Consider the following 16,038-nt stretch of genomic DNA (forward strand, 5'->3'; position numbering starts at 1 on the left):
AGGAGCAAATGTTAGTCCGCCGCCACGGAAATTTCTCGGATTTTCTCAACTTGCTTCCCGCAAGAGTAAAAATTTCGTCGATTCTACCCAAAAATTTCATAATACCTATAAAAATTGGGGTTGGACCTTTAGTTTGCAGAGAGAAATGTAAACGCTTACCGGATATAATCAACTCGAAAGGAGGACAAGACAAAATATGGGATATAGCTCAGGATAAGTTATATTTCATCAGAAGAAGCGAGAGGGCAGTGTATGGCGGGGAAAGGCAAACAGAAATGCTGTAACCAACAAATTATACACGGGAGGTATTTGTATGTTTAAGTTAAGCAAAAAAGTTCTGACGGTAGTTATGGCAGCCACTATGAGCTTCAGCGCATTCGCAGCGACTGCAGGTGCAACAGATTATTGGCAGAACTGGACCGATGGCGGCGGAACCGTAAATGCAGTTAACGGAAGCGGCGGCAATTACAGCGTAAACTGGTACAATACCGGCAACTTTGTAGTAGGTAAAGGCTGGACTTACGGATCACCGAACCGGGTTATCAACTATAATGCGGGGGTCTTCGCGCCTTCCGGTAACGCCTACCTGACCTTATACGGATGGACCCGGAACTCCCTCATTGAATATTACGTCGTAGACAACTGGGGAACGTACAGACCAACTGGCGATCATAAAGGTACAGTGTACAGCGATGGCGCCACCTACGATATCTATCGTACAATGCGTTACAACGCTCCTTCCATTGACGGAAATGCTACGTTCCCGCAGTACTGGAGTGTAAGACAATCCAAACGGCCAATCGGAAGCAATGTCTCGATTACGTTCAGCAACCACGTGAACGCCTGGCAGAGCAAATCGATGTATCTGGGAAGCAGCTGGTCCTACCAGGTATTGGCTACCGAAGGATATCAGAGCAGCGGCTCTTCCAACGTAACAGTGTGGTAACGGACAAGCTAAACGCCACTTTGCCGGTTCCGGCAGTGGCAGGGCTCAGCTAGAGAGGGCTAAGGCCGGCCGGGTGGATGGACAAGCTGCCGGCCTTATTATTTTCGCGCATAGATTGGAGCTGCAAGCCTGTACCTTGCCCAACTGTTCAAAGGAGAGGGTTCCATGAGACGAACATTAATGATGCTGTGCATAGCCGTCACGGTAATTGCCATCACTGCCTGCTCGCAGGACAAGCCTGCCAAGGATGAGCGCTTAGTACGGGTTGAGGGCGGTGCCTTCAAAGACACGAAATCCAATTATTACGGGAAGGGTGTGACCCTTCAGGACTTCTACATCGGTAAATATGAGGTGACCCAGCAAGAATGGCTGGAGGTTATGGATACGAATCCTTCCCAGTTTCAGGGGGAGAATCTGCCGGTAGAGAGCGTAACCTGGTATGATGCCATAGAGTACTGCAATGAGCGGAGTGTGAAGGAGGGGCTGGACCCTTATTACACGATAGACAAGAACAAGGTCGACCCGAATAATACAAGCGACCGGGATTTCATGAAATGGACTGTAACGGCCAATGAAGGGGCGGACGGGTACCGTTTGCCGACAGAAGCCGAGTGGGAATATGCAGCAGGCGGAGGGCAGAAGAGCCAGAGCAATCCATACAGCGGGAGCAACAATGTGGAGGAGGTGGCGTGGTACTGGAGGAATTCCGGGGACCAATACCTGACCGGGGATTGGAACTGGCCGATTATCGAGAGCAACCATAGCCAGCCCAAAGCCGGCGGCCTCAAAAAGGCCAATGAGCTGGGACTGTACGATATGTCAGGCAACGTAAGGGAATGGTGCTGGAACTGGTACGGAGAACCGGACAGCAAGACCGGAGCGCTCCGGCTGGTGAAAGGCGGCGGCTGGATCGGCGGGGAGGAAAGCTCCGAAATCTCCTTCCGCGGACAGTATGAGCCGAGCAGCCGGGGAAATGATCAGGGGTTTCGCGTGGTGCGCAGTGCTAAGTAGGGCAAGGCCAAGCTGACACCGCTCAAGCTATAGGCAGTAACTGAATGAACGATGGGCATCCCCTTCGGGCACTTTCCGGTCTGCTTTTGTCTAAGGATGAGAGGATTGGAGAGGCATTGAAGGGGATATTGTTTTGAGGGAAGACTAGCTGGATTTAGCAGGTTAACTCACCGATTCGTACTTCATCAACAGTCTTCTGAAATGTGTATTCATCACCGCCGATTCCAAAGCTACGGACAAGTCTATCGCCATTCTCAAATTTGATGCCTAGTTCAGAAACTATGTCAGAGGACAGAAGAGAGTGGGCAGCCCCTGTATCTATGATTAGATTATCTAACATTAAGGAACGCCCTCTAAAGTTAATAGTCATCGATGTCTGAAGTAAGCCGGACATGAACTCAATCTGCATCTTATCTGCTCCTATATAAAGGATAATTTCTAAGCTCGACTGTGATATTCTCCTGCCCGGTATGATATACAATATTATTATTCTTGCAGTTCAGTAAAAGCCGGGTAGCTTCGTCAGGATCTTGAATGGCACGGATTAGGGCGACATCATCAATATACTCTATGTTATGTTGGGTATGGGAATCCAGTATTTCAAGCAATACATATTGATTGGGATATATTGAACGAACCTCTTGCCATTGCATTAAGATCACATCCTTGTAATTAGCTTGTTTCTAATAATTATACCCCACTGTCGTCCAGTTGGACATGAGTGGCGGCAATAAATCAGGCCTCCTATTCTGCTAGTCTAGAGCCTCCGGCAGGTTCTTTTTCCACTTGCGGAGCTTCGCACGGAAGGTCTGGAACGGGGCGGCGGAGTTGATGTGAATCCACCGGGCCATCGGCCAGTTGGCCTTGGTTCCGGTCCATTGGCGTGCGCCCTGGATGAATAGCTCCTCCTCCGTCAAGGTGGCGATCCATTCCAGCCACTGCTGCTCCTTTTGCCGGAATAATTCGCGCAGCTCAGACAAGGAATACTCGGCATAGGTTCTATAGAAGGATTGATACATTCCCCCCAGCGCATTCCACTTATACCCCTCAGCAGGCATCTGGACCGTCCGCCCCGCCAGCTCATCCCGCTCCCATCCCATCACCAGCCCCAGCCATCCGAGCTGATAAGCGATGATTTCGGCCGGGGTTTTATCCACCTCGGGAATTCGGGTATCCTTATAGGTGTCGTTAATACCATCGAACTCAGCATCCAGCAGCAGGTACAGGGTATGAATCTTGTCTATTAGCTCCTGCCTGGACGCATATTCATAGCTTGCCATAATACAATCACTCCTTATACTTGTGTTATACCACAGGCCTGTGACAGCAGCCTGTCAAGTTTAATGGAAGCGAAGCTTAAGGACGCCAAATCCGCTTTACCCCCATGAGCTGGTCTTCATGGAAGCTTAACTTATAAATATCGGGCATCTCTAGCTGCCTCCAGAAGTTATAATCATAACGCTTATCCAGTGCATTCATGATCAGGACCATGATATTACCGTGAGTTGCGACGGCGATCGTATTGCCTTTGTATTGGTGTAATACTCTATAGAGTGCTTGTACGCCTCTCTTCTGGGCCACAAGATTGGATTCTCCTCCGGGCCAGGCAAAGGAAACGTCCTCCCATACTTTAGCCATTGCATGTCCGAAGTCGGTCATAGGTTCTGCTGACAACACTCTTTCTTTAAAATCATCTTCGATGATAATGGGAGTCCCAAGCGCTTCCTCAAGTCCTTCAATAGTCTGAATTGCCCGTTTGTAAGGGCTTGAGATCAGAATATTAATCTTCTCATTGAGGAGTAGTTCAGTAACTCTCAGCGCGTCAGCCTTTCCATTCTCGGATAAAGGTCTGTTTAATTCATCGGTAGAATATGTAGAATGGGCATGTCTTACGAAGTACAGAGTTGTATTCATTCATTCTCACCTCACCTATAATATTTTACTGTATTGTAACACGCAGGAAGCGGGGTTCAGCGATGAAGGAGCATTACGAAGCGAGAATTAAGCAGGTCATTGCCTACATAGACAGGAACAGCAGCCAGCCGCTGCGGCTGGACCAGCTGGCGGCGGAGGCGCATTTCTCCAAGTTTCATTTTAGCAGAATATTTACAGCGATCACCGGTGTGACGCCGATGGCCTTCGTAATCAGGAAGCGTGTCGAGCGGGCCATGTTGCTGCTGACCCGGACGAACCAGACGATTCTGGAGGTTGCGGGGAATAGCGGGTTCGAATCGGTATCTGCGCTGGGCGTTCATTTCAAACGTCATTACGGCTGCTCACCGGGCAGCGTCAGGAGCGGGAGGCGTAATGACCGCAATATCCCGTCAGTCTTCAGCAATATGCAGGCAGAGCCGGCGTCCCTCACGGATTACAATGGAGCAGGAAGTAATCCATTACTGAGGAGGGCATGGGCTACTATGGTAGAACTCAGAGAAATTCCGGAGGTTGAGGTTGCCTATATCAGGCATATCGGAAGTTACCTGGACACGCACAACGCATGGGGCAGGCTGACCCGCTGGGCGGCTAAGCAAGGACTCCATCCGGCGGATCAGCAGTTCATCGGGATCTCGCTGGATGACGGGGAGCTTACAGAGGAGTCCGTCTGCCGGTATGACGCCTGTATCACACTCCCTGTTGATTTTGAGAAGGAGGCGCACAGGAACGGAGTTGAATTCAAAACATTGGCCGGCGGGCTGTATGCAGCCTATTCCTACTACGATACGTTAGATAGATTTGTCCTTGCCTACGACACGATGTTCAGCGTATGGTTACCCCGTAGCGGTTATGAAGCCGATGACCGGCCGTGTCTGGAATACTGTCTGAATGATCCGGCGCAGGACCCGCAGGGCAAGTGTAAGGTAGATTTGTACGTCCCCATCCGGCGAAGCGTACAGGAAGCAGAGAATGGAGTGTAAGGGAATGAACATGGAGGCTGTGTTTAACCAGTTCCCGGTCCTGAGGTCAGGGAAGCTGGTACTGCGCAAGGTGGAGGAGCAGCATCTGGATGAGCTGTTCGATATCTACAGCAATGATCGGGTCTTTGAGTATTGCGGCATTATCCCCAAGCACAACAAGACAACGGTGAGGAGCATGATCGGTCACTACGAACGGGATTATCTCAAAAGATCGCGCATCAAGTGGGGCATCTTCACCGCAGAGGACGAGACGCAGCTGCTGGGGATTATCGAAGCCTGCGAGTTCAACCAGAAGGTGAACATGGCGACGATTGGCTACTTCCTCGCGGAAGCTCATTGGGGGAAGGGCCTTGCTTCCAGAGCGGTGGCCCTGCTGACGGATTTCCTGTTCATGGAGGTGGAGGTGAACCGGATTCAGGCGGAAGTGATGCTGAATAATGAGCCCTCCAAGCAGGTGCTGAGGAAGAATGGTTACGTCAAGGAAGGGATGCTGCGGCAGGCGGCTCTCTGGTCGGGGAAGGGCGTGGTCGATCTGGAGATCTACAGTATGCTGAGGGAGGATTATATGAAGGTCTTACAACCGGACCATGAGGCTCTTATTTTGTGAAAAAGGCAGCTTTCCCGCTCTTTGCGGACTGAGTGCCGCTATAGTGCCAGTGGGTGATGGAAATGAGGCAAAAGCGACTGGTTAAGTGCATGTGAGTCCGCTTGGCCCGCAAAATGGTGCAATTTACAGGAATAGCGGCTTTCCAGTCCGCATGGACCGCAGTAGTAGTTCATGCTTCATGGCACCTGATTGTGTAAGCCAACAATAGAGTCTTAGCGATAACGAGGCCTTGAGAGCCACCTAAAAACACCAAAAACCGCAGACAGGGGACAACCCCTGCTGCGGTTTTTGGTACAGACATATTAAACTACGCTTCCATCTTCTGCGCCGTATACAGCCGGTGGTACAGGCCGCGGCGGGCGATCAGCTCGTCATGCGAGCCGCTCTCGGCAATGCCCTTGTTGGCCACATACATGATGCGGTCGCAGTTCTTCACCGTAGACAGGCGGTGCGCGATGATGAATGAGGTGCGTCCCTTCAGCAGCTCATTCAGCCCCTTTTGCAGCAGACGCTCGGTCTGCGCATCGATAGAGGAGGTCGCTTCATCCAGGATGAGAATCCGCGGGTCGGCGAGCAGCGTTCGGGCGAAGGAGATGAGCTGGCGCTGTCCCTGGGAGAGCTTGGAACCGCGCTCGTTCACCTCAGTCTGGTAGCCCTGATCGAATTCGCGGATGAAGTCGTCGGCACAGACCGCCTTCGCAGCGGCGATAACTTCCTCCTCGGTCGCATCCGGTCTGCCGTAGCGGATATTGTCCATAATAGTTCCCGAGAAAATAAAGCTGTCCTGCAGCATAATCCCCATCTGGCTGCGCAGTGATTTCAGCGTGATCTGTGAGATATCCTGCCCGTCGATCAGAATGCGTCCCCCGGTCAGATTATAGAAGCGTGAGATCAGGTTGACGACCGTGGTCTTGCCCGCACCGGTCGGACCGACCAGGGCGACGCTCTCTCCGGCGGCCACATCGAAGGAGATGTTCTCCAGAATGTTGAGCCCCGGATCGTAGGCGAAGGTGACATCATCGAAGGTCACCCGGCCTTGGACAGGCGGCAGCGCCTTCGCCCCGGGAATATCGCTGACGGTCACCGGCTCATCCAGCGTCTCGAAGATCCGCTCCAGATAAGCTACCGCATTAATGAAGTTATTGTACAGGTTCGACAGGTTCAGGATTGGCTGCCAGAAGCGTGCCGCATAGCTGCTCATGGCGAGAATGACGCCCAGCGTCATGTTCTGCGGGTCCAGCGTCAGCAGACCGACCAGGAAGATCATAGCTGTTACAACGGTAGACAGGTTATCAACGCTGAACGGAATCAGAATGTTGTAGCGCAGCGCCTTCATCCAGGCCGTACGGAAGTTGCCGGCCAGGCGGGTGAAGATGCCTTCATTGCGCGTCTCCCGCGAGAACATCTGGGTGACGCCGATACCGCTGATGCTCTCCTGCAGATAGGCGTTCAGGTTGGAGCTTTTGTTCGAGACGGCCTGCCACGCCCGGCGCTGCCGGGTCTTGATCAGCAGCATGATACCGAGGAATACCGGCAGTCCCGCCAGGATGATGAAGGAGAGCCGCACATCGACGGCGAACATGAACACCGCGATGAAGATCAGATTCACAATTTCCAGAATGAAGTTGATAATTCCGTTCGACAACACGTCAGAGACCGCATTGACGTAGTTCACAACCCGGATCAGGATTTTGCCCTGCGGCCGGTCATCGTAATATTTGAAGGGCAGATCCTGCAGATGCTTGAACAGATCGGTGCGGATATCGAAGATAATATCCTGGCCGACCCGGGTCATAATCCGCGAGCGGATGGTCGCAAGAATGACGCTGACCACGATGGTCGCCAGCATCAGTACGGACCAGCCGACCAGCGCGCCCATATCCTTGGCCGGAATCGTCACATCCACCACATGCTGCATGATCAGCGGCGCTGACAGGGCAATCGCCGCCGACAATGCGCTGAGCAGGAAGGCAATAAGCATCGGCTTCTTTTTGCGTCTGATATAGACCATAGCCCGCCGGAAATGCTTGATATTAAACGGCGATTCCAGATTCTCATCGACATCGAATTTATTCCTGGCCACTCTCGGTCACCTGCCTTCCAATACCCTCGTTCTGAAGCATAAATACATCGTAGTAATAGCCCCGCTTCGCCAGCAGCTCGGCGTGGGTGCCTTCCTCAATCAGGCGTCCGCCTTCCAGGATCAGAATGCGGTCAGCCTGGGCGGTGGTTGATACCCGCTGTGCGATGATGATCTTCGTGCAGGGATACTCCAGCTCCCGCAGGCTGCGCTGGATGTGCTCCTCTGTTTCCAGATCGACTGCGGAGGTCGTATCATCCAGGATCAGGATCGGACGGCGGACCGCCAGGGCGCGGGCCAGCGCAATCCGCTGCTTCTGTCCCCCGGACAGGCCGACACCGCGCTCCCCGACTACCGTATCGTAGCCCTCCGGCATTTTGACAATGAAGTCATGGGCTGCGGCAAGCGCCGCATAAGCCTTCGCATCCTCTTCAGGGAGGTCGGGATCGCCATAAGCAATGTTGCCGTCAATGGTATCGGAGAACAGCAGGACATCCTGCGTAGCCATCCCGATGTTGCCGCGCAGCTCATCCAGCTCCAGCTCCCGGACATCCCGGCCGTCCACCAGTACACGCCCGCCGGAGACATCATAGAAGCGGGGAATCAGGTTAATCAGCGAGGTTTTGCCGGAGCCGGTGGCGCCCATGATCGCAATCGTCTCGCCGGGCTCAATGGTGAAGCTCACATCATCCAGAACGGTAGCGCTGTCATATTTGAACCGCACATGGTCGAATTCAATCCGTCCCTCATACCGGCGCAGCTCCACCGGGTTGTGGTCGTTGGCGATTGACGGGCGGGCGTAATAGATGTCTACGATTTTGGCTAAGCTGGCAAAGAAGCGCTGAATATCATTAATAATAATGCCGATATTGCGCATCGGGTTCGAGACCGCCCAGATCAGCGACGAGAAGGCGGTGAATTCACCGAAGGTGATCCGGCCCTCCATCACGAAGTAACCGCCGGCCAGCATCAGAACCACGTTGAACCCTTGAGCGAACGACTCCAGATAAGGGAAGTAGTCGAGCCAGACGAGGGCTGCTTTTTTATTGGCTGTTGCGTAGTTGACATTCTTCTCCGTGAACTTGGCAATCTCGAACTCCTCACGGGCAAAAGCCTTCACCACCCGGTTCCCGGAGATATTCTCCTGGGTGGTTGTGTTGAGCTGGGACAGCCGTTCGCGCAGGTCGATGTACATGGGACGGACCCGTCTGGCGAAGATGAAGGCCACGATGAAGATCGGCGGCGACAGGATCAGCATCCACAGCGTCAGGCGGACATCAATGGTCAGGAAATAGATTACAGCCGCCAGGAAGATCGTCAGCGATTCAATGATCGTCTTGAAAATCCAGGCCATCGAGTGCCGGACCATATCAAGGTCCCCGGTCATTTTGGTCATCAGGTCCCCGGTCCGGTTACGGTCGTAATACTCGCGGTCCTGGCCTTGAATCTTGTTGTACAGAAAAATGCGGATGTTATACATCATGTTCTGTGAAGAAATTTCGTACTGCATAGTCGTAAAGTAAGCCAGCCCTGTACGAAGCAGGGAGAAGCCGATCATGCCCAGACAGAGCGCCACGAGCAGCCCGCGTCCGGTCGCAAGATTCTGAACAGCCTGGTCACCGGCAATGAACGTATCGACGATGCGCTGGCTGAGGTAGGGGTTCACAATCGTTAGACTTGAGCCGACCACCGAGAGGCAGAGTGCGATGACATACCGTGTCCGGTTGCCCTCCAGGTTCTGCCACAGCCACTTGAGTTCAAACATCTGATCACCTGTTTCCTGTTGTCTTATAAACCAAAGTGATTATAACACTATGAATCAAAATGTATAGGGATAGGATTAATTTCTTTTTACAATCACTTGAACTTTGTAATGGAGTAATTCTGCATTGCGTTAATGTAGATCACAGCATACAATGATTCTTGCATATTATGATAGTTAGGCGTTACATATGCGGGGCTTATATATCTGAGGGGGAACACTTCGTTGGAATCGAAACAGTTAACAAGAGGACTGAAACCGCGGCATATCGAGCTGATCGCACTCGGCGGCACGATTGGCGTGGGCTTGTTCATGGGCTCGGCAAGCACCATTAAGTGGGCGGGGCCGTCGGTCCTGCTGGCGTATCTGCTGGCGGGGATTATTATGTTTTTGGTGATGCGGATTATGGGGGAGATGCTGGTGCTGGAGCCGGTGACCGGTTCGTTCGCCACCTTCGCCCACAAATATATCAGCCCGCTGGCCGGCTTCCTGACCGCCTGGAGCTACTGGTTCCTGTGGGTGACGGTCGGGATGGCGGAGGTAACGGCAATTGGCATCTACGTCGGATACTGGTTCCCGGATATCCCGCAGTGGATTCCGGCGCTGATTGGTGTAGGCATCATTGCGGCAGCCAATCTGGCGGCAGTGAAGCTGTACGGCGAATTCGAATTCTGGTTTGCGATGATCAAGGTGGTCGCCATTGTCGTGATGCTGGTGGTCGGAACCGGAGTGATTTTCTTCGGACTGGGGAACGGGGGAGAGCCGCTGGGCCTGTCTAATCTGTACAGCCATGGCGGATTTTTTGCCGGAGGACTTAAGGGCTTCCTGTTCGCGCTCTGCATTGTCACGGCGGCCTATCAGGGAATCGAGCTGGTGGGCATTACGGCCGGAGAGGCTGAGAATCCCAAGCACACGCTGCGCAAAGCAATCAAGAACATCATCTGGCGCATTCTCATCTTCTACGTCGGGGCCATCTTCATTATTGTAACGATCTATCCGTGGAATCAGATTGGCGAGATCGGCAGTCCGTTCGTGCTGACCTTCGCCAAGGTAGGAATTGTCGCAGCGGCTGGCATTATCAACTTCGTGGTGCTGACCGCGGCCATGTCGGGCTGCAACAGCGGAATCTACAGTGCGGGAAGAATGCTGTACACGCTCGCCCAGAACGGACAGGCTCCGAAGTTCTTCGGCAGAGTCTCCGCCAGCGGTGTGCCGAGGAACAGCATTATTACCACAATTTCGCTGCTGCTGATTGGCGTGCTGTTCAACTATCTGCTGCCGGACTCCAAGCTGTTCCTCTATATTTACAGCGCCAGCGTGCTTCCGGGCATGGTGCCATGGTTCGCGCTGGCCCTCAGCCAGTTCCGGTTCCGCGAGAAGTGGAAGGGCGAGCTGGCGGAGCATCCATTCAGATCCCGCTTCTTCCCGGCCAGTAACTATATTATTGTGATCTTCCTGCTGCTGGTCATCATCGGCATGTGGTTCAACCCGGATACGCGGCTGTCATTGATTGTCGGCGCTTCGTTCCTGGCGGTTGTGGTGGCGGGGTTTTATGCATTTGGGATTGGCAGACGGCAGATGCCTGGGGATAGGGAGAAAGGATAGGATTGTTGCTGGGGAAAAAGCCGGTCTAACGCTTCTAGTGAGGCAGGCGGCTACCCGTGAAATGAACAGAGCCTGTCTACGGTTATCCGGGGACAGGCTCTAGTTACCTCTCAAAGTTTGTCTCCAAGTTACTATCGCATCCGAACCCCATACTGCGCTTGCCACGCCCCACCCCACGCGGACTGGAATTCCGTTATTTCCCGCCAATCATTACTTTCGCAAGCCTCGCGGACTCACAATCCGTTAACTAACCTATTCTGCCTGTTGTGCTGCTCCCAACCTCCGAAATAGCGGAATCTCAGTCCGCAACGAGCAGAAAAAGGGGCATTATTCACTGGATAAGGGCCTCTCAGTCTGCATAAGCTGCTTTGCAACCAATCACAGTCCCCATTTACCGGTACAGCTCTGGCCGCCGGTCGGCGAAGACAGGGATGTCTGGTCGATGCTCATATATGCTGAGTCGGGCCAATTGAATATGCCTCATCTGCATTCCTCTACATTTGTACAAAAAAAGCTTCCGAAGCCAAACGCTCCGGAAGCTTTTATCAAAATATAAGAATTTATATGTTCAACACGATAACTTGTCCTTATATTTCTCGCTGAAACGATACCGTCCTTAATAAGGACGGCATAGCCGTTTCCACTTGTTTAAGACGAGCCGGCCGCCGCCGCCGCGGCGGCCGCCCCGGCAATCGCCGTCTGCTGGGCGATGACGAGATTGGTGATGCTGGTGGACAGCGTGGACTGGATCAGGCCGTTCTTCACATCATCTACATACTGGTAGGAGACCAGCGCAGCCGACAGCAGGAGCAGCTCCTGCTTGTTGATGGACCAGCCGCCGAAGCCCTTCTGCGGGCGCAGATACTCGTAGGTCTCCGAGACGCTGCGTACCAGTTCGCTCTCCTGATAGGGAAGCAGCGCAAGAATGCCCAGCGATGGGAGCGTATAGCCTTTGTCCAGCCGGATGTTCTGGGCGCGGAAGGCATCGCGCAGGCGAAGCACCTGCTCCGGGGTCCGCAGGTTGTCGCCTCCGAGCACCAGCACCTGGGTCAGTGCCTGCACATTATTGCCGGAGGAGAATTCGGGCTTCAGCGCAACATAGAGCTGTTCCATCTGCTCCACTCCCTGCTCCACAGGGAGGCCGGAGAGGCCCAGCATGGCAGCGAAGATATAGTCATCCCGCCCGGTCAGGAACCGGTGCTTCTCCTTCATTCCTTCATAGAAGGCCAGGGTGCGGTCAATGACCGTAGCATATTGGGCGGACGGGGTATGGGCAGCGATCTGGTAGGCGGCAATGACCAGGTAGTCTGAGCTTTTGAAGCTGCGCTCCTTCATGAGGTCGTAGACGGCCAGCGTGTTCGCGAACTGCTGCTCCGGCTCTGCCGACAGGGAGAGCAGGGCGGCGATACAGATGGCGGAAATTCCCCGGAAGGCGGAGAAGCCCCGGGTATTGTTCTTGATCATCTCATGGTACGTGCGGATCGCATCAACATTAACCCGCTTGTTCTCCACGGCGTACAGCAGGGCGGCCAGGCGGTTCACCGAGGCATTCTGCCACTTGAAGGCCTCCCTGACCTGCAGAGAATTGTCTACGAACAGCTCCAGTCTGGATATGTACGGATTAGGCAAATTTTTCAAGAAATACACCTCGCATCAGTCTTTGTGAAATTAAGTTTATTCTACTATAAAAACCGGAACAATCAACTTGAAACGCTTCCCGCAGACTTGCCGCCGCATCTATGACAGCGTATTCTTATAATGATGTCACCGTGAAAATAAGGATAATCCAGGAAAGTGAGGCGTGAGAATGATAAGAGCATCCGAGAACAATGAATACTATGAGCTGTCGAGCCCGACCATGCTCCCCAAGGCTTCGGGCTTCCTGTGGAATGAGCAGATGATGATTCATGTGAACTGCCGCGGCTATGCGGTTGCCCAGTTCATGCAGCCCGAGCCGGCCAAGTACTCCTATGCCCCGAATCTGGAGGCCAAAACCTTCATGCAGCCGGAGCAGCCCTATTATGCCCACCATCCCGGCCGCTTCGTCTATGTGAAGGATGAGGAGAGCGGAGAGGTGTTCTCTGCCCCTTACGAGCCGGTCCGTATGCCGCCTGATCATTACACCTTTGCTGTAGGCAAGCATAATATTATCTGGAAAATAGAGAAAAACGGCATCGCCATCGAAATGACGCTAAGCCTACCTAAGCATGAGCCGATGGAGCTGTGGCGGGTGAAGGTGACCAATCTGTCCCGTGTGCCGCGCAAACTCAGCATTTATCCCTATTTTACCATCGGGTATATGTCATGGATGAATCAATCCGGCGAATATAAGGAAGACTTGCAGGGAGTCGTGGCCACCGCCGTGACACCATACCAGAAATATCAGGACTACGCCAAAATCAAGCATCTGAAGGACAAAACCTTCCTGCTGGCCGAGCACGCCCCTACTTCCTGGGAAGTGAATCAGGAGGCCTTCGAGGGAGAAGGCGGCATCGGTTCGCCGTCGGCGCTGAAGAACGGACTGCTGTCCAGAGGTGAAGCCCGCTATGAGACCCCTGTCGCTGTGCTCCAATACAGCACCGGGCTGAATGCGGGCGAGGAGCGGGAATACCGCTTCATCTTCGGGCCGGCCCAGAATGAGCAGGAAATTGCAGAGATCCGCCAACGGCTGTTCCTCGATAAGGGAGAGGATGGCGCAGACGGATTCATCCGGGCCGAGCAGGAGTACGCGGAGTATATCAGAGAGGGCAGAGGCAGCATCGAGATTACAACCCCGGATGCGGATCTCGACAATCTGGTCAACCATTGGCTGCCCCGGCAGATGTATTATCACGGACAGACCAACCGCCTGACCACCGATCCCCAGACCCGCAACTACCTGCAGGATCATATGGGAATGAGCTATATCAAGCCGCAGGTAGCCAGAGCGGCCTTCCTCACTGCCCTGTGCCAGCAGGAGGTGAGCGGAGCGATGCCGGACGGGATTATTTTACATGAGGCGGCTGAACTGAAATATATTAACCAGGTTCCGCATACCGACCACTGTGTCTGGCTGCCGGTCTGCTTAAGCACCTATCTGGATGAGACGGATGATTACAGCATTCTGGAGGAGGAAGTAACGTATGCGGGCGGCCTGGGGACAGGACCGGTGCATGAGCATATCGACCGGGCGGTAGAGTGGCTGCTCCATGAGCGCGATGAACGCGGCCTGAATTACATCAATCAGGGCGACTGGTGCGACCCGATGAACATGGTCGGCTACCAGGGCAAGGGCGTCTCCGGCTGGCTGACAATAGCAACCGCATATGCCTGCCGGATCTGGGCGGAGATCTGCGAACGCAGCGGCCGGCCGGAGGCAGCGGGCACCTTCCGCCAGGCGGCGGACGAGGTGAACGCGGCGGCCAATCAGTATCTGTGGGATGGGGAATGGTATGCGCGCGGGATCACCGATGACAATGTACTGTTCGGGATCAGCGAAGACCAGGAAGGCCGGATCTTCATTAATCCGCAGGGCTGGGCGCTGCTTAGCGGGGCAGCCGATGAAGAGCAGCGGCAGAAGCTGATGAAGTCGGTTAAGGAACAGCTCGAAACCCCATACGGCCTGGAGAAGCTGGCACCCTCCTATACAGCCATGCGTGAGGATGTGGGACGGGTGACCCAGAAGCATCCGGGGACAGCCGAGAACGGGGCGGTCTATAATCATGCGGCTGCATTTTACATCTATGGCCTGTATGCCGTGGGTGAGCAGGATGACGCCTACCGTCTGCTGCGCAAAATGATCCCGGGACCCGATCTGGAGGACATTATCAGACGCGGCCAGCTGCCGGTATTCATCCCCACCTATTACCGGGGGGCGTACAAGCAGTTCCCGAACACGGCCGGACGCTCCAGCCATCTGTTCAATACAGGAACGGTTCCGTGGGTATACCGCTGCCTGATGGACGGGCTGTTCGGGCTGCAGGGGACCCGCGAAGGGCTGCAGGTGAAGCCGCAGCTGCCTTCGGATTGGCAAGGGGCAACGGTGAAGCGCAGCTTCAGAGGCGCAGAGCTGCATATTGAGATGAAGCGTGAAGCCGGTCTGGAAGCTATGAAGGTCTATCTGGACGGCCAGCTTGCAGAAGACGGGGTGCTGAAGGGACTGGCCTCCGGTTCGCAATATCAGGTACTGGTTAAGATTCCGTAAGCGACTATCTTATATAGAGGAGGCTGCAAGTTCATGACCATTCATATTCCGGAGGTCCAGTTGAACGACGGGGTGAAGGCGCCGGCCATCGGCTTTGGAACCGCGTGGATCAGAGGCGCGAAGGGTGTAGAGAGTCTCAAGACGGCAATGGATCTGGGGTATCGGCTGATTGATTCCGCTTTTAATTATGAGAATGAGGGCGTGGTCGGCGAGGCGGTGCGGCAGAGCGGTGTCCCGAGAGAAGAGCTGTTCATTACCTCCAAGCTGCCGGGGCGGCATCATAAGTATGATGAGGCGGTCAAGACAATTGAGGAATCGCTGTACCGGGCCGGACTCGATTATTATGACCTGTATCTGATCCACTGGCCGAATCCCAAGGTGAACCTGTATGTGGAGGCGTGGCAGGCACTGATTGATGCGCGGCAAAAAGGGCTGATCCGTTCGATCGGCGTCAGTAACTTCCTGCCCGAGCATCTGGACCGCCTGGTCCAGGAGACGGGCGTCGTTCCCAGCATGAACCAGATTGAGCTGCATCCCTTCTATCAACAGGCGGAGCAGCGCGCCTGCCATCTGACCCATGGCATTGTTACCGAGTCATGGAGTCCGCTGGGACGCGGAACGGAGCTGCTGGAGCATGAACAGCTCCGCGCCATTGCTGAAGCACACGGCAAGTCGGTATCACAGATTGTGCTGCGCTGGCATGTGCAGCTCGGGGCACTTCCGATCCCGCGCTCGCAGTCGGTGGAGCATCAGCGGGAGAATATTGATATTTTCAGCTTTGAGCTGTCGAAGGAAGAGATGAAGGCCATCTCGGAGCTTCCTTCCACCGGACCGCTGTGGAATCAGGACCCGGCGGAGTATGAGGAATTCTGATCCGTTTAGCAGAACTGGAAGCTGGTTACATTAAAAGTGTCAGAAGCCAGACGACC

At 54.1% G+C, this 16,038-nt stretch carries 14 protein-coding genes; 7 read left to right on the forward strand and 7 right to left on the reverse strand.

Annotated features, from left to right (window positions below; genetic code table 11):
* Positions 1 to 313 precede the first annotated feature (313 nt).
* Both MHI24_RS20410 and MHI24_RS20415 read left to right on the forward strand, forming a co-directional pair.
* Complete coding sequence (locus MHI24_RS20410) at positions 314 to 946, forward strand: glycoside hydrolase family 11 protein (RefSeq protein WP_340021365.1); 633 nt, start codon at positions 314 to 316, stop codon at positions 944 to 946.
* 165 nt (positions 947 to 1,111) lie between these two features.
* Positions 1,112 to 1,957, forward strand: a complete 846-nt coding sequence (locus MHI24_RS20415) for an SUMF1/EgtB/PvdO family nonheme iron enzyme (protein ID WP_340021366.1) — start codon at positions 1,112 to 1,114, stop codon at positions 1,955 to 1,957.
* 154 nt (positions 1,958 to 2,111) lie between these two features.
* Here the strand turns inward: MHI24_RS20415 and MHI24_RS20420 are convergent, their stop codons facing one another.
* The 4 genes from MHI24_RS20420 to MHI24_RS20435 all read right to left on the reverse strand — a co-directional run bounded on the left by MHI24_RS20420 (position 2,112) and on the right by MHI24_RS20435 (position 3,871).
* Positions 2,112 to 2,366, reverse strand: a complete 255-nt coding sequence (locus MHI24_RS20420) for a retropepsin-like aspartic protease (protein ID WP_340021367.1) — start codon at positions 2,364 to 2,366, stop codon at positions 2,112 to 2,114.
* Between the two features lies 1 nt (position 2,367).
* Entirely contained in the window at positions 2,368 to 2,610 is a 243-nt protein-coding gene (locus tag MHI24_RS20425) for a hypothetical protein (protein ID WP_340021368.1), read from the reverse strand.
* Between the two features lie 99 nt (positions 2,611 to 2,709).
* The gene (locus MHI24_RS20430) at positions 2,710 to 3,237 is read right to left on the reverse strand and encodes a ClbS/DfsB family four-helix bundle protein (protein ID WP_340021369.1); all 528 of its coding nucleotides are present in this window, start codon (positions 3,235 to 3,237) and stop codon (positions 2,710 to 2,712) included.
* Positions 3,238 to 3,313: 76 nt separating this feature from the next.
* Complete coding sequence (locus MHI24_RS20435) at positions 3,314 to 3,871, reverse strand: histidine phosphatase family protein (protein WP_340021370.1); 558 nt, start codon at positions 3,869 to 3,871, stop codon at positions 3,314 to 3,316.
* Between the two features lie 62 nt (positions 3,872 to 3,933).
* Between MHI24_RS20435 and MHI24_RS20440 the strand changes: the two genes are divergently transcribed.
* Together MHI24_RS20440 and MHI24_RS20445 are read left to right on the forward strand one after the other, a co-directional pair.
* Positions 3,934 to 4,872, forward strand: coding sequence for an AraC family transcriptional regulator (locus MHI24_RS20440; RefSeq protein ID WP_340021371.1), 939 nt, complete (start codon positions 3,934 to 3,936; stop codon positions 4,870 to 4,872).
* Positions 4,873 to 4,876: 4 nt separating this feature from the next.
* Entirely contained in the window at positions 4,877 to 5,479 is a 603-nt protein-coding gene (locus tag MHI24_RS20445; RefSeq protein WP_340021372.1) for a GNAT family protein, read from the forward strand.
* A gap of 307 nt (positions 5,480 to 5,786) precedes the next feature.
* On the opposite strand, the gene MHI24_RS20450 is transcribed toward MHI24_RS20445, so the two are convergent.
* A complete protein-coding gene (locus MHI24_RS20450; protein WP_340021373.1) occupies positions 5,787 to 7,562 on the reverse strand; it encodes an ABC transporter ATP-binding protein in 1,776 nt (591 codons plus the stop codon).
* A complete protein-coding gene (locus tag MHI24_RS20455) occupies positions 7,549 to 9,324 on the reverse strand; it encodes an ABC transporter ATP-binding protein (RefSeq protein ID WP_340021374.1) in 1,776 nt (591 codons plus the stop codon). Before MHI24_RS20455 ends, MHI24_RS20450 begins: the two co-directional genes overlap by 14 nt.
* Before the next feature lie 222 nt (positions 9,325 to 9,546).
* Between MHI24_RS20455 and MHI24_RS20460 the strand changes: the two genes are divergently transcribed.
* Positions 9,547 to 10,926 (forward strand): amino acid permease, encoded by a 1,380-nt coding sequence (locus tag MHI24_RS20460; RefSeq protein WP_340021375.1) that lies wholly within the window; start codon positions 9,547 to 9,549, stop codon positions 10,924 to 10,926.
* A gap of 648 nt (positions 10,927 to 11,574) precedes the next feature.
* Here the strand turns inward: MHI24_RS20460 and MHI24_RS20465 are convergent.
* Positions 11,575 to 12,564 carry a DUF4003 family protein gene (locus MHI24_RS20465; RefSeq protein WP_340021376.1) on the reverse strand — a complete coding sequence of 330 codons (990 nt, stop codon included), beginning with the start codon at positions 12,562 to 12,564 and terminating at the stop codon, positions 11,575 to 11,577.
* Between the two features lie 169 nt (positions 12,565 to 12,733).
* Between MHI24_RS20465 and MHI24_RS20470 the strand changes: the two genes are divergently transcribed.
* Together MHI24_RS20470 and MHI24_RS20475 are read left to right on the forward strand one after the other, a co-directional pair.
* A complete protein-coding gene (locus MHI24_RS20470) occupies positions 12,734 to 15,109 on the forward strand; it encodes an NdvB protein (protein WP_340021377.1) in 2,376 nt (791 codons plus the stop codon).
* A gap of 33 nt (positions 15,110 to 15,142) precedes the next feature.
* Entirely contained in the window at positions 15,143 to 15,982 is an 840-nt protein-coding gene (locus tag MHI24_RS20475; protein WP_340021378.1) for an aldo/keto reductase, read from the forward strand.
* Positions 15,983 to 16,038 lie beyond the last annotated feature (56 nt).

The sequence above is a fragment of the Paenibacillus sp. FSL K6-1096 genome, from assembly GCF_037977055.1.
Classification (GTDB): domain Bacteria; phylum Bacillota; class Bacilli; order Paenibacillales; family Paenibacillaceae; genus Paenibacillus_AQ.